18 protein-coding genes are annotated in these 20,965 nt (G+C 63.3%); 9 read left to right on the top strand and 9 right to left on the bottom strand.

Annotation, left to right across the window (positions count from 1 at the left end):
• Positions 1 to 16: 16 nt before the first annotated feature.
• From smc to ACQ5BM_RS03470, 3 genes are all read right to left on the bottom strand, one after another.
• On the bottom strand, positions 17 to 3,478 hold the full coding sequence (gene smc, locus ACQ5BM_RS03480) for a chromosome segregation protein SMC (protein WP_429807840.1): 3,462 nt from the start codon (positions 3,476 to 3,478) through the stop codon (positions 17 to 19).
• 102 nt (positions 3,479 to 3,580) lie between these two features.
• Entirely contained in the window at positions 3,581 to 4,402 is an 822-nt protein-coding gene (locus tag ACQ5BM_RS03475; RefSeq protein ID WP_429807837.1) for a DsbA family protein, read from the bottom strand.
• A gap of 114 nt (positions 4,403 to 4,516) precedes the next feature.
• Positions 4,517 to 5,023 (bottom strand): DUF721 domain-containing protein, encoded by a 507-nt coding sequence (locus tag ACQ5BM_RS03470; RefSeq protein ID WP_429807834.1) that lies wholly within the window; start codon positions 5,021 to 5,023, stop codon positions 4,517 to 4,519.
• 93 nt (positions 5,024 to 5,116) lie between these two features.
• Here ACQ5BM_RS03470 and mutY point away from each other — a divergent pair, with 93 nt between their 5' ends.
• Positions 5,117 to 6,205, top strand: coding sequence for an A/G-specific adenine glycosylase (mutY, locus tag ACQ5BM_RS03465; RefSeq protein WP_429807831.1), 1,089 nt, complete (start codon positions 5,117 to 5,119; stop codon positions 6,203 to 6,205).
• A gap of 81 nt (positions 6,206 to 6,286) precedes the next feature.
• The gene (locus ACQ5BM_RS03460; protein WP_429807828.1) at positions 6,287 to 6,904 is read left to right on the top strand and encodes an HAD family hydrolase; all 618 of its coding nucleotides are present in this window, start codon (positions 6,287 to 6,289) and stop codon (positions 6,902 to 6,904) included.
• 52 nt (positions 6,905 to 6,956) lie between these two features.
• On the opposite strand, the gene ACQ5BM_RS03455 is transcribed toward ACQ5BM_RS03460, so the two are convergent.
• The 4 genes from ACQ5BM_RS03455 to ACQ5BM_RS03440 form a co-directional block, all read right to left on the bottom strand.
• Positions 6,957 to 7,358 (bottom strand): YkvA family protein, encoded by a 402-nt coding sequence (locus ACQ5BM_RS03455; protein WP_429807825.1) that lies wholly within the window; start codon positions 7,356 to 7,358, stop codon positions 6,957 to 6,959.
• 234 nt (positions 7,359 to 7,592) lie between these two features.
• Complete coding sequence (locus tag ACQ5BM_RS03450) at positions 7,593 to 8,723, bottom strand: site-specific DNA-methyltransferase (protein WP_429807822.1); 1,131 nt, start codon at positions 8,721 to 8,723, stop codon at positions 7,593 to 7,595.
• A gap of 135 nt (positions 8,724 to 8,858) precedes the next feature.
• The gene (locus tag ACQ5BM_RS03445) at positions 8,859 to 9,209 is read right to left on the bottom strand and encodes an antibiotic biosynthesis monooxygenase family protein (RefSeq protein WP_429807819.1); all 351 of its coding nucleotides are present in this window, start codon (positions 9,207 to 9,209) and stop codon (positions 8,859 to 8,861) included.
• 3 nt (positions 9,210 to 9,212) lie between these two features.
• Positions 9,213 to 9,533, bottom strand: a complete 321-nt coding sequence (locus tag ACQ5BM_RS03440) for an NIPSNAP family protein (protein WP_429807816.1) — start codon at positions 9,531 to 9,533, stop codon at positions 9,213 to 9,215.
• A gap of 93 nt (positions 9,534 to 9,626) precedes the next feature.
• On the opposite strand from ACQ5BM_RS03440, the gene ACQ5BM_RS03435 reads away from it, so the two are divergent.
• Positions 9,627 to 10,307 carry an ArsR/SmtB family transcription factor gene (locus tag ACQ5BM_RS03435; protein WP_429807814.1) on the top strand — a complete coding sequence of 227 codons (681 nt, stop codon included), beginning with the start codon at positions 9,627 to 9,629 and terminating at the stop codon, positions 10,305 to 10,307.
• A gap of 23 nt (positions 10,308 to 10,330) precedes the next feature.
• On the opposite strand, the gene ACQ5BM_RS03430 is transcribed toward ACQ5BM_RS03435, so the two are convergent.
• Positions 10,331 to 10,999: a GntR family transcriptional regulator gene (locus ACQ5BM_RS03430; RefSeq protein WP_057250651.1), complete on the bottom strand. Its 669-nt coding sequence runs from the start codon at positions 10,997 to 10,999 to the stop codon at positions 10,331 to 10,333.
• A 180-nt stretch (positions 11,000 to 11,179) separates the two neighbouring features.
• On the opposite strand from ACQ5BM_RS03430, the gene ACQ5BM_RS03425 reads away from it, so the two are divergent.
• Together ACQ5BM_RS03425 and ACQ5BM_RS03420 are read left to right on the top strand one after the other, a co-directional pair.
• Positions 11,180 to 11,875 (top strand): HAD family hydrolase, encoded by a 696-nt coding sequence (locus ACQ5BM_RS03425; protein ID WP_429807810.1) that lies wholly within the window; start codon positions 11,180 to 11,182, stop codon positions 11,873 to 11,875.
• A 326-nt stretch (positions 11,876 to 12,201) separates the two neighbouring features.
• Positions 12,202 to 13,308, top strand: a complete 1,107-nt coding sequence (locus tag ACQ5BM_RS03420; RefSeq protein WP_429807807.1) for an ABC transporter substrate-binding protein — start codon at positions 12,202 to 12,204, stop codon at positions 13,306 to 13,308.
• A 179-nt stretch (positions 13,309 to 13,487) separates the two neighbouring features.
• On the opposite strand, the gene ACQ5BM_RS03415 is transcribed toward ACQ5BM_RS03420, so the two are convergent.
• On the bottom strand, positions 13,488 to 14,039 hold the full coding sequence (locus tag ACQ5BM_RS03415) for a hypothetical protein (RefSeq protein ID WP_429808912.1): 552 nt from the start codon (positions 14,037 to 14,039) through the stop codon (positions 13,488 to 13,490).
• Positions 14,040 to 14,321: 282 nt separating this feature from the next.
• Between ACQ5BM_RS03415 and thrC the strand changes: the two genes are divergently transcribed.
• The 4 genes from thrC to ACQ5BM_RS03395 all read left to right on the top strand — a co-directional run bounded on the left by thrC (position 14,322) and on the right by ACQ5BM_RS03395 (position 20,951).
• A complete protein-coding gene (gene thrC, locus ACQ5BM_RS03410) occupies positions 14,322 to 15,722 on the top strand; it encodes a threonine synthase (RefSeq protein ID WP_429807804.1) in 1,401 nt (466 codons plus the stop codon).
• 16 nt (positions 15,723 to 15,738) lie between these two features.
• Positions 15,739 to 17,040, top strand: coding sequence for a M16 family metallopeptidase (locus tag ACQ5BM_RS03405; protein WP_429807802.1), 1,302 nt, complete (start codon positions 15,739 to 15,741; stop codon positions 17,038 to 17,040).
• Positions 17,041 to 17,430: 390 nt separating this feature from the next.
• Complete coding sequence (locus ACQ5BM_RS03400; RefSeq protein ID WP_429808910.1) at positions 17,431 to 18,042, top strand: GNAT family N-acetyltransferase; 612 nt, start codon at positions 17,431 to 17,433, stop codon at positions 18,040 to 18,042.
• Positions 18,042 to 20,951 (top strand): EAL domain-containing protein, encoded by a 2,910-nt coding sequence (locus tag ACQ5BM_RS03395; protein ID WP_429807799.1) that lies wholly within the window; start codon positions 18,042 to 18,044, stop codon positions 20,949 to 20,951. Before ACQ5BM_RS03400 ends, ACQ5BM_RS03395 begins: the two co-directional genes overlap by 1 nt.
• The last annotated feature ends 14 nt before the right edge of the window (positions 20,952 to 20,965 follow it).

Below are 20,965 nucleotides of genomic sequence, written 5' to 3'. Positions count from 1 at the left end.
GTCGGGGGACCTCTGATCAGACCACTTCGCGCAGCCGTTCCGCCGTCTGCAGATCGACGGAGACGAGTTGGGATACGCCCTGCTCGGCCATGGTCACACCGAAGAGGCGGTTCATCCTGGCCATGGTGATCGGATTGTGGGTGATGATGATGAAGCGGGTCTCGGTCGAGGCCGCCATCTCGTCCATCAGGTTGCAGTAGCGCTCGACATTGTGGTCGTCGAGCGGCGCGTCCACTTCGTCGAGCACGCAGATCGGCGCCGGGTTGGTGAGGAACACCGCAAAGATCAGCGCCATCGCCGTCAGCGCCTGCTCGCCGCCCGAAAGCAGGGTCATCGTCTGCGGCTTCTTACCCGGTGGACGGGCGAGGATTTCCAAGCCCGCTTCCAGCGGATCATCGCTCTCGATCAATTGCAGTTCGGCGGTGCCGCCGCCGAAGAGATGGGTGAACAGCCGCTGGAACTGCACGTTCACCACGTCGAAGGCGGCGATCAGGCGTTCGCGGCCCTCGCGGTTGAGGTTCTGGATGGCGCTCCTGAGCTTGCGGATCGCCTCGATGACGTCGTCGCGCTCACGGAGGATGAGAGCGAGCTTTTCGGAAAGCTCCTTCTGCTCCTCTTCGGCGCGCAGGTTGACGGCGCCGAGCCGTTCGCGTTCGATCTTCAGCCGTTCGAGTTCACGCTCGATGTTGCGCATGTCCGGCAGAGCTTCGTCGACCGCGAGCCCGGTCAGGCGCATCACCTCATGCGGCGCACAGGAGAGCGCCTCCTGGATGCGCGCTTCGATCTCGACACGGCGTTCGCGGGCCGAGACCAACCGCTCCTCGGCGCGGCCACGCTTCTCGCGCGATTCCGCAAGCTCGGAAAGGGCGGTTGCCGCCTGTCGATCCGCCTCGCGCTGGTGGTTTTCGGCCTCGGCGAGGAGGTCGGCCGCCTCGCGTCGGGCCGCCTCCGCCTTCTGCAATTCGCTCAGCAAGGAGCGGCGCTTGTCATCGAACTCGTCAGGGGCGTCGATCAACTCTTCCACTTCATCGCGGGCTTCCGCTTCGCGGTCGCGCAGCGTCGAGATGTGTTCCTCGGCGCTTGCGGCGCGCGCCTTCCAGGTCTGGCGCTCGTTGGCTATCGCGGTGATGCGTCGCTGGCGCGCCTCGTTCTCACGCGCCAGACCGTCATGGGCGGCACGGGCTTCGGCGACGGCGGCGCGATCGGCGGCGACGTCGGCCGTCTGTGTGCGCAGTTTCAATTCCAGTTCAGAGAGATCGGGCGCATCCGCCAGCGCGTCGTTCGCCGTTTCGATCTGCTCGGCCACTTCCTCGACCTGGGCCTCGATCTGGCTGCGGGTTTCCGCCAATACCGCGCGCCGGCGGCCAAGATCGCCCGAGGCGCGCTCGGCAGCCGCAAGCGCGTCACGGGCTTCGGCGAGCTGCCGCGTGATCATGCGCTGAGCATCACGCGAGAGCCGCAGTCTTTCGTCTTCGGCACGAATGCGCGTGCCGGCGGCTGCAAGTTCAGCCTCGGCGCGGCGCAGCGCCTCTGCGGCACTTTCGGCCTCCATGTCGAGTTCGGCGAGGCGGTTCTTCTGCGCCAGCCGCAGGGCGGCGGCACTCGGCGCCTCGGAACCGGTCACATGCCCGTCCCAGCGCCAGACGGAGCCTTGCTTGGTGACGAGGCTCTGACCGGACTTCAACAATGGCAGCAGCCGCTCCGCTTCCGCCTCGGTTGCCACGATGCCGATCTGCTTCAGCGCACGCGTCAGCGCATCCGGCGCCTTCACATGCGCGATCAGCGGGCTTGCGCCTTCGGGCAAATCGGCGTCGCCGGCATGATCGCCCGGCGCGCGCCAGTGGGCCGGCGCGTGCCTGTCGAGCGGCGAATCGAGATCGTCGCCAAGCGCGGCACCCAATGCGGTCTCAAAGCCGCGGTCGACCTCCATCTCCTCGACGACAGCCGGATAGGCGCCACCGGCCACAGCTTCCAGCATGCGGCGGATCGTGCGCGCTTCGGTTTCTATGCCGTTGAGAGCGGCACGTGCGCGATCGACCGGCGGACGCGCCTCAACCTCCGCGCGCCGCGCGTCAGCCAGAGCCTCCTCGACCGCAAGCACATTGGCTTCCGCTTCTTCGAGCGCGGCCTCGGCGACCTCGACCTGCCCCTGCTTCTCGTGCGGATCGGGAAGTGCAGCCATCTGCCTGTCGAGTTCGTCGAGATCGCGCGACTGCTCGCTGAGCTGCCGGGCAAGCCGGGCCTGTCGCTCCGAGAGATCGCGCAGCGTCCGCTCAAGCTGGTTGCGACCGGCCTGGGCCTCGGCGCGTTCAGCGGTCAATCGCGCCAACAACGCTTCGCTGCCGGCGAGCCTTTCATTCGCTTCCTCCAGCCGCTCACGCGCTTGCGTCGCGCGATCGTCGGCCTCGGCAAGCAAATCGCCAAGTTCGGCCTCCTCCTCGTCGAGCCGCGTCAGAATGCCGGCATTGTCGACGACGAGCCTCTCTTCGCGGGCGATGTCTTCGGCAAGCTGCGCCAGACGGCGCTGCAATTCATCGCGCCGTCTGAGGATCCTGCCGGCATCCTCTTCGAGCTGCGCGCGGGCGATCTGCAGGCGTTGAAGTGCTGCCGCGAACCGCGCCTCGTTCTCGCGCAGTTCCGGCAGCTTCAGGCTGGCAATCGCCTGTTCCTTGGCCGCCTGCATCTGGAACTGCGCCTTTTCGGCGACCAGTGCGGTGATCTGGTTGAGCTGGCTCGTCGCTTCGGCCTCGGCCTCCTTGGCCTGCACCCAGCGGATATGGAACAGGATTGCCTCATGCTTGCGGATATCGGCCGACAGCATCTTGAAGCGATTGGCCTGGCGCGACTGGCGCTTGAGGCTCTCGATCTGGCTTTCGAGCTGCGACGTGACGTCGTCGAGGCGCTCGAGATTGGTCTCCGCTGCCCTGAGGCGCAATTCCGCCTCGTGCCGGCGCGAATGCAGGCCGGAAATGCCGGCTGCCTCTTCCAGAAGCTGGCGGCGGGCCTGCGGCTTGGCGGCGATCAGTTCGCCGATACGCCCCTGCCCGACCATCGACGGCGAACGCGCGCCGGTCGAGGCATCGGCGAAGAGCAACTGCACGTCCTTGGCGCGCGCCTCCTTGCCGTTGATGCGGTAGACAGAGCCCTGCTCGCGCTCGATGCGGCGCGTCACCTGGATCTCGTCGCTATCATTGAAGGCCGCGGGCGCCGTGCGATCGCTGTTGTCGAGATAGAGGCCGACTTCCGCCGTGTTGCGCGCTGGACGGTTGCCGGATCCGGAAAAGATCACGTCGTCCATGCCGGAGGCGCGCATGTTCTTGTAGGAGTTCTCCCCCATCACCCAGCGCAGCGCTTCGACGAGATTGGACTTGCCGCAGCCATTCGGCCCGACGACGCCGGTCAGGCCCCGCTCGATGATGAATTCGGTCGGTTCGACGAAGGATTTGAAGCCAAGCAGGCGGAGCTTGTTGAACTTCATGCGGTGGACGCTGGGGCCAGATACCCCCCTCTACAGGGCCGCGAAACGAAAAAAACGGGCGCACGGCTGCTGCCGTCGCCCGTTTTCAGGAAAAGCGAAGGATCAGAGCTTGCTGTCGATGAGGGCCGACATAACGTCAACCGACATGTCCCCCGAATAGTGCTCACCATTGACGAAGAAGGTCGGCGTCGCCTTTACGCCAAAATCCTTTGCGCCCCGCTGCATGACAGAGTTCACATCATCCAGAAGTTTTTGGTTCGTCAAGCAGGCCTCGAAGCTCTCCTGTGTAAAACCGGCGAGTTTGGACATCTGCAGCAGCGCGTCACGGCCGTTCTGGGCCGCGGCCCACTGCTGCTGCTGCTTGAAGAGCATGGAGATCATCGGGAAATACTGGCCTTCGGGCGCACAACGCGCCAGCATGAAGGCAGCCGCCGCGCGCGGATCGAACGGGAATTCGCGTACGATAAAGCGGACCTTGCCGCTGTCGATGTACTTCGTCTTGATCGCTTCGAACGTCTCGTTGTGGAAGGCCGCGCAGTGCGGGCAGGTCATCGACATGTATTCGACGATCGTCACCGGCGCATTGGCTTCGCCCAGCGCCATTTCCGGCAAAGCGCCCGGCTCGAGCAGCTTGGCCTGATCGACCGAACCCTCCGAGGAAGGAAGCTCGACCTTCGCGGGGGCGGTGGTCGACTGAGCGACTTCGGTGCCTGCGGCCGGCTTGGCTTCGCTGCTTGCCGGGGTCGCAGTCGTCGATCCGGTCGTGGTGGCGTCCGTTGCGGGCTTTGCCGCCGTCTCGGTCGGCGCGGTCGTCGAGGCCGTTTCCTTCTTTTCGTCGCTGCAGGCAGCAAGCACCAGGGCGACGGTTGCGATGGCGGCACCGCTGAGCAGGCGTTTCGTAAGGTTCATTGCGGAAGCGGACATGAATTTGACCCGTGTTCGGAGGGATTATGCTGCGGATTCGATATCTTGCTGCGCGCAGGGCGGCAAGTGGCCGGGCGTCAACAGAATTCAAAGAATTGTGACCGACTGATGGCCCTATCGCCGTCGCGGCGCCAGCACGGCCGTCCCAAGCCGCCGCAAGGCTGCCTTCAGTTCTTCGCTCTCGATGCCCTCGACCATCTCCTCCAGCCGGCGCGCGGGCTCGCCCGAAAGCGGCTTCGGCTTGCCGCGGTGTCTGGGCTGCGGCGAGACGGGCTTCTGAACGATGCGCAGTTGCCCGATGGCATAGAACCCGAAGAAGCCGTTGATGCGCTGGATCAGTTCCCCCTGGGCATGGGTCAGGAAGAGCGCACGCGCGCCTTCGCAGGCAACCGTCAGCACGCCGGGCTGGTAACCGCCCTCACCCGAGATTTCCGAGGCACGGCGCGGCCAAGCGATCTTCTCCGGCCGCGTGCAATCGGCGAAGTCTTCGCCGGCGATTTCGTCCCAGGAGCCGAGCAGCATGGTGTTGATGCCTGCGCGCTTGGCAAGCACGGGGTCGATCAGGCCGTTGGCGACCTCGCTGATCTGGACGACACCCTTGCGGGGCTTCTGCTCACTCACGAAAGCGACTTTCTGTATGCAATGTCGATTGAGCCTTGATGCCGCGGCTCCGCTTCGCCAAGTATAGGCCGGAAAAAGAACTCCCGGCAAATCATGCACGATCCGATACCGGCGGCCGACGCCGCACCCCTTCTTTTGGAATGGTACGACAGGCACCACCGCGACCTGCCCTGGCGGGTCTCGCCGCCTATGGCCAAGCGAGGGGTCGTCGCCGATCCCTATCACATCTGGCTGTCGGAGGTCATGCTGCAGCAGACGACCGTCCAGGCGGTAAAAGCCTATTTCGAGAAATTCCTGTCGCTGTGGCCGACCGTCGAGGACCTGGCGCGCGCCGACAATGAGGACGTGATGAAGGCCTGGGCCGGGCTTGGATACTATGCCCGCGCCCGTAACCTGAAGAAATGTGCTGAAGCCGTCGCGAACGACCATAGCGGCCGCTTTCCCGACACGGAGGAAGGACTGAAATCCCTTCCAGGCATCGGCGATTACACAGCCGCCGCAATCGCCGCGATCGCCTTCAATCGCAAGAGCGCGGTGCTCGACGGCAATGTCGAGCGGGTGATCTCGCGGCTCTATGCAATCGAAATGCCGTTGCCGGCAGCGAAGCCCGAGATGCGCGCCCGCGTCGCCGCCCTTACGCCCGATGACCGTCCGGGCGATTTCGCCCAGGCGATGATGGATCTTGGCGCGACGATCTGCACCCCGAAGCGGCCCGCCTGCTCGCTCTGTCCCTTCCGTTCGCACTGTCGGGCCCTCTCTGTTGCTGATCCCGAGACCTTTCCGCGCAAGGCGCAGAAGAAGGACAAACCGCTCCGGCGCGGCGCAGCCTTCGTCGCGATCGATGCCGACAATGCCGTCTATCTGCGCAAGCGGGTCGAGAGCGGCCTGCTTGGCGGCATGACCGAGGTGCCCGGTACCGACTGGACGGCACGACAGGACGGCGACACCTCGCTCGCCTCCCAACCCTTCGCTGCGCACTGGGAAGACTGCGGGACCATCAGCCACGTCTTCACACATTTCGAGTTGCGTCTCTCCGTCTACCGCGCCAATGTCGCGCGCGCCGGAACGGACGGCGACGGCTGGTGGGAACCCGTTCATTCGCTGAAGGCCCAGGCGCTGCCGACGGTCATGAAAAAGGCGATCGCCCAGGCGATCCCGCATGCCTTCAAGGCGGAACGCTAGAACGGGATATAGAGAAGGCGGGGTCCTCGCCCGCATCCCGGCCTAACTTCTGATCTAAAAGACCAAGTAAGGAATACGTCCATGAGCAGCATCGAGATCCGCCACATCGTCTTCGACATCGGCAAGGTGCTGATTCATTATGATCCCAATCTGCCGTTCAGCCGCATCATCCCCGACGAGGCGGAGCGGGAATGGTTCTTCGCCAATGTCTGCACCCATGACTGGAATATCGAGCAGGATCGCGGCCGCTCCTGGGAGGAGGCCGAAGCGCTTTTGATCAAGGATTTTCCCGATCGCGAAGTGCAGATCCGCGCCTTCCGCAAATATTGGCAGGAGATGGTGCCGCACGCCTATGTCGAGACGGTTTCGCTGCTGGAACGGCTGATCGCCGAGGGGCGCGACGTGACGATGCTGACCAACTTCGCCTCAGACACGTTCCGCGAGGCCCAGACCCTCTATCCCTTCCTGACCCTGCCGCGCGGCGTTACAGTTTCGGGCGACGTCAAGCTCATCAAGCCCGATATCGCCATTTACGAAACGCATGCGCGGACCTTCGGCCTGACGCCGTCGGCGACCCTCTTCATCGATGACAGCGTCGCAAATGTCGAAGCCGCTCGGCTCGCCGGCTGGCACGCGGTGCACTTCGTCGACCCCGAGAAATTGAAGGCCGACCTCGCTTCATACGGCATCCATCCCTGACGCAAGCCGTTTCGCCCGGTCGATGGAACGGCGGCCAAGCTACGGCGCGCCTTCAGCTTTCGGGCGAAACGACGCGCCACGCCAGCCAACCGGCAAGCGCTGCGGCCGCCAGCCAGATGCACAGGATCGCGACCAGGCCGCCGCGGCTGGATGGACGCTCCTCCAATGCCGTCGCCCGGTCCCGAAATTCGTGCATGAGCGCCGGCGGCACGAGACGCACCGCCAGCAGGATGCCGAGCGGAACGATGAGCAAATCATCAAGGTAGCCGAGCACCGGTATGAAATCGGGAATCAGGTCGACCGGCGATAGCGCGTAGGCGGCGACGGCGCCGGCAACGAACTTCGCTGAAAGCGGCGTTCGAGGGTCGCGCGCGGCGAACCAGAGCGCGACGACGTCGCGCTTGATTTGACGCGCCCACTGCTTAGCGCGCTGGAGTCGATCGGGCGAGGTCATGCGGATGCAACCCTTGTTCGGGTGAAGACTGGTTTCTCCGAAACCTATTTCCGGACGCCGGGATTGGCAATCGGCGAAGCTTCCCAGCCTCTCGCGTCAACCGTTCCGGCCCGAAAACATACAAATGCCCGGAATCCCCTTTGAGGATTCCGGGCATTTAAAGCTCTCCTTCCGGGACTGAAGGTACAAAAACCGGTCGGAGCGCCTTTCGAAGGATCTGGCCGAACTGGTTGATCAGTTCAGTTTTGCCAGATCATTTCGAATGACGGTTCTGAGTTCGTCGATGGGCTTCAGGGTGTTCCCCTCTTCGAAGTGCCAGAATGTCCATCCATTGCATGCGTCAAGCCCCTGGACCTTGGCGCCCAGGCGATGAATTGAGCCGGCCTCACCGCCGGAAGCGACCGTGCCGTCGGCGCGGACAATGGCGCTGTAGCGGCGCTTTGCATCCGTGAGCACCGTGCCGGGCTTGATCAGCCCGCTTTCGATCAGCGTATTGAAGGCGACACGCGGTTCGGCCTTCTTGCCGGTCATGACCGACAGCATGGCCTTGCCGAGCGGTTCGACGGCATCGATGCGCGCCGAGGCCGCGTCGATGTAATCCTGCTCGCGCTCGATGCCGACGAAGTGACGACCGAGACGCTTGGCGACGGCACCGGTCGTGCCGGAACCGAAGAAGGGATCGAGCACGACGTCACCCGGTTTGGTCGAGGCCATGAGGATGCGGGCGAGCAGCGCTTCCGGCTTCTGGGTCGGATGCACCTTCTTGCCATCCTCGTCCTTCAGCCGCTCGTGGCCGGAGCAGATCGGGAACAACCAGTCGGAGCGCATCTGCACGTCGTCATTGGCGGCCTTCATCGCATCGTAATTGAAGGTGTAGCCCTTGGCATTGGCGTTCGGCGTCGCCCAAATCAGCGTTTCATGGGCGTTCTGGAAACGGCGGCCCTTGAAGTTCGGCATCGGGTTGGTCTTGCGCCAGATGATGTCGTTGAGGATCCAGAAGTGCAGATCCTGCAGGATGGCGCCGACGCGGAAGATATTGTGGTAGGAGCCGATGACCCAGAGAGTCCCGGTCGGCTTCAGCACGCGGCGGCAGGCGAGCAGCCATGCGCGGGTGAAGGCGTCATAGGCTTCGAAGGAGGCGAACTGGTCCCATTCGTCGTCGACGGCATCGACCACCGACTGATCGGGACGGGTCAGCATGCCGCCGAGCTGGAGGTTGTAGGGCGGGTCGGCGAAAACGACGTCGACCGAATTGTCGGGAAGCGCATTGAGCGCCGCAACGCAGTCACCCTTGATGATGCTGTCGAGCCAACCCAGCGGGCGGGTGGAGCGGGAGACTTCGGCAAGCGAAACAACTGAAGACATGGACAACTCGCAAATACGCTTACTCGGAACGGACTATGGAGCTTATGGTTACCGAAGATGGTTACCAAAGCCTGAAGGCCGTTCCGAAAAAGTGCGTAGTCACGCCATGTTAGTGAGAACTTTTGCTGCGACGATTCATTTGGAGTCGTGAAAGGCGCGGCTGTCGGCCGGTGCTTCACGGCGCTCGTTCAACCCGTAATCGCGGATGACGGAAGCGATGCGCAGGCGATAGTCGGCAAAGACGCCGTGACGTCCCGCATCCTGGGCGGCGCGGTGTTCGGGGCCATTCCGCCACGCTTTCACCGCCTCCTCGTCGCGCCAGAAGGACAGCGACAACACCTTGTCCGGATCAGCCAGGCTCTGGAACCGCTCGATCGAGATGAAACCGTCGATGTCGTCAAGCAGAGGACGCAGGTCGGCGGCAATGCCGAGATAGGTGTCGCGCTGCCCCGCGGCCGGCAGGACTTCGAAGATGACGGCAATCATGATTCACTTTCCTCCGATGGCCGCGGATACGTTCTTCAGGAAAATGCGGTCTTCCTTCAGGATAAACCGTTCGCGGCGGGCGAAGGCATAATTTTCCCTGCCGAGCGGATCGGCTGCAAGTCTTGCCCGATAGGCCTCGTAGGCCGCAAGACTCTCGACATTGTAGACGCCGTAAGCCGTCGTCGCCGACCCCTCATGCGGCCCGAAATAGCCGATGAGATCCGCGCCGCAGCGCGGGATCGCCTCGCCCCAGTTGCGCGAATAGGTGGCGAACTCCTCCTTCTTGAAGGGATCGATTTCGTAGCGGATGAAGCAGGTGATCATCGTCGTCTCCTTGCGGCCTGGCCCGTTGCCCGGCCTTCGATGGGACAACTATGCACGCTTGTCCGACGGGGATGCTTCGACTACGATCGAAGTATGAAGGAAGGTCCTGACATCGCTCTCATCGGCTCCCTGATCGGAGATCCCGCCCGCGCCAACATGCTGACGGCGCTGATGGGCGGTCGGGCGCTTACCGCGACCGAACTTGCCACCCATGCCGGGATCACGCTTCAGACCGCAAGCTCCCATCTTTCCAAACTCGAGACCGGTGGCCTGCTCAGCCAGCGCAAACAGGGGCGACACCGCTACTTCCAGCTCGCCGAGGATGAAGTCGGCCTGATGCTCGAGAACCTTATGGGCTTCGCGGCAAGCCGCGGCATGAACCGCCACCGCCCCGGCCCGAAGGATCCGGCGCTGCGAAAGGCGCGCGTCTGCTACAACCATCTCGCCGGCGACTATGGCGTGCGCATGTATGACAGCCTGATCGCCGAGAAGCAGATCGAGATCAACGGCGACGACCTCGCATTGACGCCGGCTGGCCAAAGCCGGATCGAGGCATTGGGCATCGACTATTCGGCACTGAAGAAATCGCGCCGCCCGATCTGCCGCACCTGCCTGGACTGGAGCGAGCGCCGCTCGCATCTTGCCGGCTCGCTCGGCGAGGCGCTGCTGACGCTTTTCATCGACAAGGGCTGGGCGAAGCGCGAAGCAAACAGCCGCGCCATCCGCTTCACCGCAAGCGGCGAGAAGGCGTTTTCGGAGCTGTTTCCGCAATAGGCGACCGTAGCGCGAACGCGATCTCAGCCAACAATCGAGAAGGCTTCGCGGGTTTCGCCCGCAGCGGTCCTGACCGGCGTCTTGCCGATCCATCCCACGTGGCGCTCGAGGATCTTCGCCGCTTCGTCGCCACGGCCTTCGCGCAAGGCGGCAAGGATGGCGCGATGGTCATGATCCGTGCGCGCTTCCCAGCTCGTGCGCCAGGCGGAGAAGAGAAAACGGGCGCTCGCCGCATGCAGATCGTCGATGGCCGCGAGCAGCCGCGGCATGCCGCAGGGCTGCAGGATCAATCGGTGAAAGGCGCGGTTCGCCGCTTCCCAGGAGCGCACGTCCCGCGAGGTATCGGCGGCAACCGTCGCCGCTTCCGCCCGGTCAAGGATCGCCGGCGTCAGATGCGGGATGGCGTGGCGAAGGGCCAGAACCTCGAGAACCGCACGCATTTCGGCAACCTCCCTCACCTCCTTGAGATCGAAGGAGGCGACGCGAACGCCGCGGCGCGGTTCGCTGACGGCAAGCCCCTGGGCCTCCAGCCGCCGAAAGGCTTCGCGAACGGGAACATGGCTTGCGCCGAATTCCTCGGCGATATGATCCTGCCGCAAGCGCTCGCCAGGCATCAGGATGCCGGAGATGATCCTCTCGGCGAGAGCCCTGCTGATGCGACTTGCAAGCGTATCGTCCTGTTGCTTTTCCATCGTCTACAGATAGAGCCGCGAAACAATGCTGTCGAGCAAGCGGAGCAGCGGTTTCGATGATTTCCAAAGGTTGAGCTTTCGGCCGCCTTCGTATAAAGCTCTGGCGTACGAAAGCCCCGCGCCGCGCAAGCTATCCTCCCCCTGCCTGTGGCGCCTTCTCCTCCCAGGGAACTGTTTCAAATGACCGGTATCGATCTCATCATTTTTGATTGCGACGGCGTTCTCGTCGATTCCGAAATCATCGCCTCGGAAGTCGAAGCCGCGCTGCTTACCGAAGCGGGCTACCCGATCAGCGTCGAAGAGATGGCCGAGCGCTTTGCCGGCATGACCTGGCACAACACGCTGCTGCAGATCGAGAAGGAAGCGAGCATCCCGCTTTCCGCATCGCTGATCGGCAAGGTCGACACCATTCTCGACGAGCGTCTGGAACGCGACGTCAAGATCATCGATGGCGTCAAGCCGATGCTGCTGCAGCTCACCCTGCCCCATTGCATCTGCTCGAATTCCACCTCGGCGCGCCTGGCGATGATGCTCGGCAAGGTCGGCATCAAGGACCACTTCGGCCCGCACATCTACTCAGCGCGCGACCTCGGACCCGATCGGGTCAAGCCTAAGCCGGATATCTTCCTGCACGGTGCCAAGCAGATGGGCGTCGACCCGTCGCGGGTGCTGGTCATCGAGGATTCGGTGCATGGCATCCACGGCGCCCGCGCCGCTGGCATGCGCGTCGTCGGCTTCACCGGCGGCTCCCACACCTTCCCGTCGCACGCCGACAAGCTGACGGAAGCGGGCGCCGAAACCGTGATCTCGCGGATGACGGCCCTTCCCGGCGTGATCGCAGCGCTTTCCGAATGGTCGGAGTCCATGACGGCCTAACGCCGAAAGGGCCACGTCCGGCCGCCACCCCTTTCGCCCCGGCTTTCGGCCGGAGCGGAAAAAAGCCTTCGGCCACCACGGCAGGCGTCCGATTAGGCGCCGAGGGACACGATGACACATTGAAGTGGCGCCGCGTCCCTCCGAAAATCTCTATGGCGACCCACCTCCTGTCAGAGGCGCAACGGTCGCTGTAGCACCCTGAAATGCTGCATGTTTTCGTCCATTGACCGGTTACGGTTCAAGGACACGTACAGTAGGTTTTCGAAGCCGCGCACGAAGGCCATATCAAGCAAGCCCCATCAGGGGTATTTCTAGGAGGAAACACTATGCGTCTTTCAATGTTGACCGGCCTGACCCTGGCGGCCAGCGTCGCCTTCGGCCCGCTCGCCTTCGCCGATATCACCGTTGGCGTCATCACGCCGCTCACCGGCCCGGTCGCGGCCTATGGCGAGCAAGTGAAGAACGGGGCGGAAACGGCCGCCGAAGAGATCAACAAGGCTGGCGGCATCAACGGCGAAAAGATCGTTCTGAAGCTGCTCGACGACGCCGGTGACCCGAAGCAGGCCGTTTCGGTTGCCAACCAGGCGGCCGGCGAAGGCATCCGCTACGTCGTCGGCCCGGTGCTCTCGGGCACCTCCATGGCGGCTTCCGACGTTCTCGCCGAAAACGGCATCCTGATGGTGACACCGACGGCAACGACGCCCGACCTCACCACCCGTGGTCTCTGGAACGTGCTGCGCACCTGCGGCCGCGACGACCAGCAGGCCGAAGTCGCCGCTGCCTATGTGGTCAAGAACCTCAAGGACAAGAAGGTCGCCGTCCTGCACGACAAGGCTCCTTACGGCAAGGGCCTCGCTGACGGCTTCAAGAAGGCGATCAATGCAGGCGGCATCACCGAAGTCGTCTACGAAGGCCTGAATCCGGGCGACAAGGACTTCAGCGCCATCGTCACCCGCCTGAAGTCCGAGAACGTCGATGTCGTCTACTTCGGCGGTTACCATCCGGAAGGCGGCCTGCTCGCACGCCAGATGCACGACCAGGGCGTGAAGGCACAGATCTTCGGCGGTGACGGCCTGTCGAACACCGAGTTCTGGGCGATCGGCGGCGAAGCGGCGTCCGGCACGATCTACACCAATGCCAGCGACGCGACCCGCAATCCGGCATCGGCTCCGGCCGTCGAAGCGCTGAAGGCGAAGAACATTCCGGCCGAGGCCTTCACCCTCAACGCCTATGCCGCCGTGCAGGTGCTGAAGGCCGGCATCGAAAAGGCCGGCTCCGCCGAAGACGCGACTGCGGTTGCCACTGCGATCAAGTCCGGTGAAGCGATCGACACCGTGCTCGGCAAGCTGACCTATGGCGAAGCCGGCGACCTGACCTCGCAGGCTTTCTCGCTCTACAAGTGGGAAGGCGGCAAGAGCGTTCCGGCTGAGTAAGCTAGATGCGGGATGAGGAAAAGTGCGTGCGGTTTTCCGCCCGCATCCCGCTCCAACGTTGAGAATCGATCACGTTGATGATTTTGGGTCGATCCGACCCAAAATCGAGATCTGAACGTGATGGAAATGGGAACGCCGGGGCAAGCCCCGGCGTTTTTTTGTGCGGTGTGCGCCGCTGCTTACTTCTTCTTGCCCTTGGCCGGCGGACCCTCGTCGAAGCCGACATAGACGGTGACGTTGGATCCGGCGCCGGCCGGCAGCGTCACGTTCGCCTTGGTGAAGACGAATTGTGCCGAGCCGGTCGAGGGAATTTCGACCGCTTGTTGCGTCAACTCGGAGTAAAGCGTCTTATCTTCGTCTGTCGCAGCGACACGGATCGGCATGGTGATCTTGCCGGGGCCACCCGCCGGGCCGCTGACGACGCGTCCCTGCGCCACCACGGTCATCGTCAATGCGCCTTCGCTCTGCACGCACTGGCGCGTGGTGTCGGCGAGCGAGGCCTGGTAGACGACCTTCGTCGGGTCGTTTTTGGCACCCTTGGCGTAGCTGGTGAACACCGACGTGCCATCGCGCAGGACGACCTGCGGGCACGCGGCCTGGACGACGGCTGGCGTCGGAGCGGTGGCACTGCCGCCCGCATCGATCGCTCCGCCGGATTGCGTCTTGTTACAGCCGGCGAGAATCGCGAGAAAAGATATTGCGAGAACAGGCCGGGATACTTTGCCAAACACGTTGAACAACCTCTGCTGGACCGGTTGAAACTCCTTGACCGAAATCTCGGCCGGAAGACCTTTCATGGCCTTCGGGCATCGTCTATAGCAGCGACAAACTGAAAAATCGATCGGGTCGGCGTGTCCCTTCCGAATTTTCCGAAGCCTGATCTACAGTCGGAAATTGCGTCGGTGACAAGAATAGATGCAGACTTTGTCAAGGACTGACGCAATAAGACGGGCATGCCGCGGCGCCGTTTTCCTAGGGTCGCGGCAATCCTGGACGTGGGACGAAGGACAATCATGGTGAAGTATATCTCGACGCGCGGCGAAGCCGCTCCTCTCGGCTTCTGCGACGCGCTGCTTGCCGGTCTGGCGCGCGACGGCGGTCTCTATCTCCCCAAGGAATGGCCGAAGTTTTCCAAGAAGGAAATCCGGGGCTTGCGCGGCAAATCCTATCAGGAAATCGCGTTCACCGTGCTCGAACCCTTCACCAATGGCGAGATCCCCGCGGCCAAGTTCCGCGAAATGATCGACGAAGCCTACGCCACCTTCCGCCATCCGGCGGTGGCACCGCTGGTGCAGACCGGACCGAACGCCTTCGTCATGGAACTCTTCCACGGCTCGACGCTCGCCTTCAAGGACGTGGCGATGCAACTGCTTGCGCGGTTGATGGACTATGTGCTGGCCGAGCGCGGCGAGCGCGCCACGATCGTCGGCGCGACCTCGGGCGACACCGGGGGCGCCGCGATCGACGCCTTCGCCGGCCGCGAACGCACCGACATCTTCATCCTCTTCCCGCACGGCAAGGTTTCGCCGGTGCAGCAGCGGCAGATGACGACATCGAAGGCATCGAACGTTCACGCCATCGCCGTCAAGGGCAACTTCGACGACTGCCAGAACCTCGTCAAAGGCATGTTCAACGACGCCGCCTTCCGTGACCGCGTCAAGCTTTCGGGCGTCAACTCGATCAACTGGGCGCGCATCATGGCCCAGATCGTCTACTACTTCACCACGGCGGTCGCACTCGGCGGGCCGGACCGCAAGATCTCCTTCACGGTCCCGACCGGCAATTTCGGCGACATCTTCGCCGGGTACGTCGCCAAGCGGATGGGCCTGCCGATCGACAAGCTGGTGATCGCCACCAACGAAAACGACATCCTTGCCCGCACGCTGAAGACCGGGCGCTACGAGATGCGCGACGTCAAGGCGACGACCGCGCCGTCGATGGACATCCAGATCTCGTCGAACTTCGAGCGGCTGCTGTTCGAGGCGAACGACCGCGACCCGGGCGAAGTGCGCTCGGCCATGGACGGCCTCAAGCAGTCCGGTTCCTTCACCATACGCGAAAAGGCGCTGAAGGCCATCCGCAAGGAGTTCCGCGCCGGCCGCGCCTCGGAGAAGGAGGTGGCCAAGACGATCGCCAAGACGCTGGAAAAAACCGGCTATCTGCTCGATCCGCACAGCGCCGTCGGCGTCTTTGTCGCCGCCAAGCACGAGAAGCCGTCCGCCCCCATGGTGACGCTCGCCACCGCCCATCCGGCGAAATTCCCGGACGCGGTAAAATCGGCCAGTGGTATTGACCCGGCGCTTCCGACGTGGCTTGCTGACCTGATGAACAGGGAGGAGCGTTTCGATATCCTGGATCCGGACCTGAAGAGCGTCGAGACCTTTATCGGCGAGCGCACCCGTCTCCGGGGGTAAGAACGAGAAGAAACGTATGATGAAAGTTGAGTGCACCCGGCTCCCTTCCGGGTTGACGGTGGTAACCGAGCAGATGCCGCATCTCGAAAGCGTGGCGCTCGGGGTGTGGATCAAATCCGGTTCGCGCAATGAAACCTTGGGTGAACATGGCATAGCCCACCTGCTGGAGCACATGGCTTTCAAGGGCACCGCGCGACGCACCGCCCGCCAGATTGCCGAAGAAATCGAAAATGTCGGTGGCGAAGTCAATGCCGCCACGTCGACCGAGACGACCTCCTACTATGCACGCGTCCTCAAGGATCACGTGCCGCTGGCGGTCGACATTCTCGCCGACATCCTCACCGAATCCACCTTCGACGACGAGGAATTGCGGCGCGAGAAGCAGGTGATCCTGCAGGAGATCGGCGCCGCCGACGACACGCCCGACGACGTCGTCTTCGACCGTTTCGCCGAAACCGCCTATCGCAACCAGACCGTCGGACGGCCGATCCTCGGCACCCCTGATACGGTCATGTCGTTTTCTGCCGATCAGATCCGCCAGTATCTCGGCCGCAACTACACCACCGACCGCATGTTCGTGGTCGCGGCCGGTGCCGTCGAGCACGAGGCCTTCGTGCGCCAGGTGGAGGAGCGCTTCTCGGCGCTTCCGCGCACGCCGATTGCGACGCCGGTGCTCGAAGTCGCCCGCTACACGGGCGGCGACAGCCGCGAGACGCGCGATCTGATGGACGCGCAGGTCCTGCTCGGCTTCGAGGGCAAGGCCTACCATGCCCGCGACTTCTACTGTTCGCAGATCCTCGCCAACATCCTCGGCGGCGGCATGTCCTCACGCCTCTTCCAGGAAGTGCGCGAGCATCGCGGCCTCTGTTATTCGGTCTACGCCTTCCATTGGGGCTTTTCCGATACCGGTATCTTCGGGGTGCACGCGGCCACCGGCGGCGAGAACCTGCCGGAATTGATGCCCGTCATCGTCGACGAACTGCGCAAATCCTCGATGAACATCGAGCAGCAGGAAATCGAGCGTGCCCGCGCCCAAATCCGCGCGCAGTTGCTGATGGGCCAGGAAAGCCCGGCGGCCCGGGCCGGCCAGATTGCCCGCCAGATGATGCTCTATGGCCGCCCGATCCCGAACGAAGAACTGATGGAGCGCCTCTCCGGCATCACCATCGAGCGTCTGACCGACCTTGCCGGCCGGCTGTTCTTCGACACGACGCCGACGCTTTCGGCCATCGGCCCGCTGGAGCAGCTTGCCCCGATGGGCGATATCCTGTCGTCCTTGACCGGCAAGGCTGCCGTTCCGCACGCCGTCGCCAGCTAAACAGGCCCTATTGCATGTCTCGTCCTCACGACCGCGACTTGAGGACAGACACGCAGCAAATCAAAGTGCTACAGCGTCCTTTGCGCGTCTGATAAGACGCGCGGCGCTGTAGGTCATTTCATGGATCGAAACCGTGACATGATCTTGCTTTTTTACGTCTGGGCGAATCTTGGCGGAAAGGCGTTCGCCACTTTTCCTGGAATCGCTCTCAGCCACCGAGGACGCAAGCACCGTGTTGGAAATGGTGAAGTCTTTGCGTCTTTTCGCAAAATCGGATTCGATTTGCGCGCAAAGTTGTGCAACGTTTCGGTTTGTGACAGCGCAAAGGCGCGCTGCCGGGCGGACGATAGAGCATCCCCGCGCGCAAACTGGACGGCCTCGGAGGCAGCTATGACACGATCGGTTTTTCGGTTCCTGTCGCGGCAGCCGGAGACGATCGAAATCGCCGATCAGAACTACCTGCTGCGGCTCCCGCGCTATGCCGATTATCGCCAGTGGTATCAGCTGAGAAGCGAGAGCCGCGGTTTCCTCGAACCTTGGGAGCCAACCTGGCGCCCCGACGAGATGACCGAGAGCGCCTTTCGCAGCCGGGTCATCCGCAACGAGCAGGAATATTCCTCCGGCCAGGCCGTGCCGCTCTTTCTTTTCCACAAGCCAGACGAGATGTTGCTCGGGGGGCTGACCATCGGCCACATCCGCCGCGGCGCCGGGCAAAACTGCATGATCGGCTATTGGATGGGCGAACGCCACGCCGGCAAGGGCCATATGTACGCGGCCCTGAGGCTCGCCATTCCCTACATCTTTTCGACCCTTGAGTTGCACCGTATTGAAGCAGCCTGTATTCCGGACAACTCAAGAAGCATCCGGCTCCTTGAAAAGGCCGGTTTTGAGCGTGAAGGCTACTTAAGACAGTACTTGAGAATCAATGGCCAGTGGCGGGACCACGTGCTCTTTTCTCTCCTGTCCGACGATGCCCTACCGAACAGGAATATGCCCCTTTGATGCCTCTAACCCGCTCGCCCTTCGCCTGGTCAGCTTCGAAGCTGGCAGCGTTTCTGATTACGCTCACGACGTTTTTCTGCGCGCTCGGCGGTGCGGCCCAAGCTCTGGAGCCGGTGAAGATCTCGCGCGAGGACACCGCGCTCGACCTCACGGCGACGACAGAAATCTACAGCGGCCGCAATGAAGCCTTCCAGGTCTCGACGGCGCCTGGAACCGACGGCATCGTGCGCCGCATCGAGGTGCGCTCCAGCAGCGAGGACCATCAGGGCGACTGGGCCGTGTTCGCGCTCGCCAACGTTTCGGCCGAACCGCTCGACCGCGTGATCGTCGCACCGCATTTCCGACTGGTGAATTCCAAGCTCTTCTGGCCGGATCTCGGCTCTAAACGCATCCTTTCGATCACTCCCAGCGAAGGTTTTGCGCTCAGCCGCGAACCGAGCGACGAGGCGGACGTCTTCCGCATCACGCTGGCGCCGGGCGTCATCATCACCTTCGTCGCGGAACTGGCGACGCCGGAACTGCCGCAGATCTACCTGTGGGAACCGGATTCCTACAAGGATACGGTCAACGCCTTCACGCTCTATCGCGGCATCGTGCTCGGCATTGCCGGCCTGCTCGCGGTGTTCCTGACGATCCTCTTCGTCGTCAAGGGAACCTCTATGCTGCCGGCGACGGCGGCACTCGCCTGGGCGGTTCTCGCCTATATCTGCGTCGATTTCGGCTTCCTGTCGAAGCTCATCAGCGTCACGGCCGGCGACGAGCGAATATGGCGAGCGGGCACCGAGGTCTTCCTGGCGGCGGGCCTCGTGATCTTCCTGTTCACCTATCTTAATCTTAACCGCTGGCATCAGCATCTCGGTTACGCCACGCTCGCCTGGATCCTGGGTCTCGGCCTGCTCTTCGGCGTCGCCGTCTATGATCCGGCGATCGCGTCCGGCATTGCCCGCCTCTCCTTCGCTTTGACCGGAACGGTCGGGATCGTGCTGATCGCCTATCTCGGCTTCAACCGCTACGACCGTGCAATCCTTCTGGTGCCTGCCTGGCTGCTCATCCTCGTCTGGCTCTTCGGCGCCTGGCTGACCGTCACCGGCCAGCTTGCCAACGACATCGTGCAGCCGGCGCTCGGCGGCGGTCTCGTGCTCATCGTGCTGCTGATCGGCTTCACCGTCATGCAGCATGCGGTTGCCGGCAGCGGCTACCAGCAGGGCCTGTTCTCCGATCTCGAGCGCCAGTCGCTGGCGCTTACCGGCTCCGGCGACACCGTCTGGGACTGGGATGTCGCCCGCGATCGGGTGGTGACCATGCCCGATATTTCGACCCAGCTCGGACTGTCGCTCGGCAGCATGCACGGCCCCTTGCGCAATTGGTTGCCGCGCCTGCATCCCGACGACCGCGACCGCTTCCGGGCGACCCTCGACGTGCTTCTCGAGCGCCGCCGCGGCAAGCTCAACCACGAATTTCGCGTGCGCGCCGAGGACGGCCATTACCACTGGCTCGCCATCCGCGCCCGGCCGGTGCTCGGCGCCAACGGCGAAATCATCCGCTGTGTCGGCACGATCATCGACATCACCGAGCAGCGCAATTCCGTCGAGCGGCTGCTGCACAATGCGCTGCTCGACAATCTGACCGGCCTTCCGAACCGCCAGGTCTTCCTCGACCGGCTGCAGGCGATCCTGCTGATGGCCGACGGCAGCAATTCGGTTCGCCCGACGGTGCTCGCAATCGACATCGACCGCTACAAGCAGGTCAATGACCTCCTGGGCATCGCCGCGGGCGACAACATCCTGATCGCCTTGACCCGGCGCTTGCGCCGGCTCCTGCGCCCGCAAGACACGCTTGCCCGCCTCGGCGGCGACCAGTTCGGGCTGATCCTGATGTCCGAGCGCGACCCCGCCAAGGTCGCGGATTTCGCCGACGCGGTGAGCAAGGCGATCATGGTGCCGCTCAACTACGGCAACCGCGAAATCAACCTGACGGCATCGATCGGCCTCGTTTCCTGGCTCGACCAGGAGCAAAGCGCTGCGGGCCTGCTCGACGACGCCGAGCTCGCCATGTTCCGGGCGAAGAAGGAAGGCGGCAACCGCGTCGAACCCTTCCGCCCCGCCTTCCGCACATCAGGGTCGGACCGGCTCCAGCTCGAAGCCGACCTCAAGCGGGCGATCGAACGCAGGGAGCTCTCGCTGGTCTACCAGCCGATCGTTCGATTGAACGACGCGGAGATCGCCGGCTTCGAGGCGCTGATGCGCTGGGATCATCCGAAGCGCGGCAATATCTCGCCGACCGAGTTCATTCCGATTGCCGAAAATTCAGACCTCATCAGCCAGCTCGGAATGTTCGCTTTCGACAAGGCGACGAGCGATCTGACGGAATGGCAGCTCCAGACCGGCGACCTGCCGATCTTCGTCTCGATCAACCTTTCGAGCGCGCAGCTTCTCAACAACGAGCTCTATGACGATGTCCGCGCCATCCTCACCAAGAACCGCTGCGATCCGGGCAAGGTGAAGATGGAACTGACGGAATCACTCGTGATGGAAAACCCCGAGCAGGCCCGTCTCGTCCTTGAAAAGCTGAAGGAAGCAGGCCTGAAGCTGGCGCTCGACGATTTCGGTACCGGCCATTCGTCGCTCTCCTACCTCACGCGTTTCCCCTTCGACACGATCAAGATCGACAAGGCACTGGTGCGTGACCCGAGCGACAAGCGCGGCATTCTCCTGCGCTCGGTGATCACCATGGCGCGTGAACTCGATATGCAGGTGGTGGCCGAGGGTATCGAATCCGAGGACGATGCAATCCAGCTCTCGCAGATGGGCTGCGACTACGGCCAGAGCTTCCTCTTCGGACCGCCGATCGGCTCGGAATCGATCCAGCGGCTGCTGAAGGAACGCTTTCCGCTGATGAAGCGGGCGTGATTTCGGCAAGGCGA

The sequence above is a fragment of the Ensifer sp. B1-9 genome (genome assembly GCF_050474445.1).
Classification (GTDB): domain Bacteria; phylum Pseudomonadota; class Alphaproteobacteria; order Rhizobiales; family Rhizobiaceae; genus Ensifer.
This window is presented reverse-complemented; position numbering and strand designations above follow the sequence as displayed.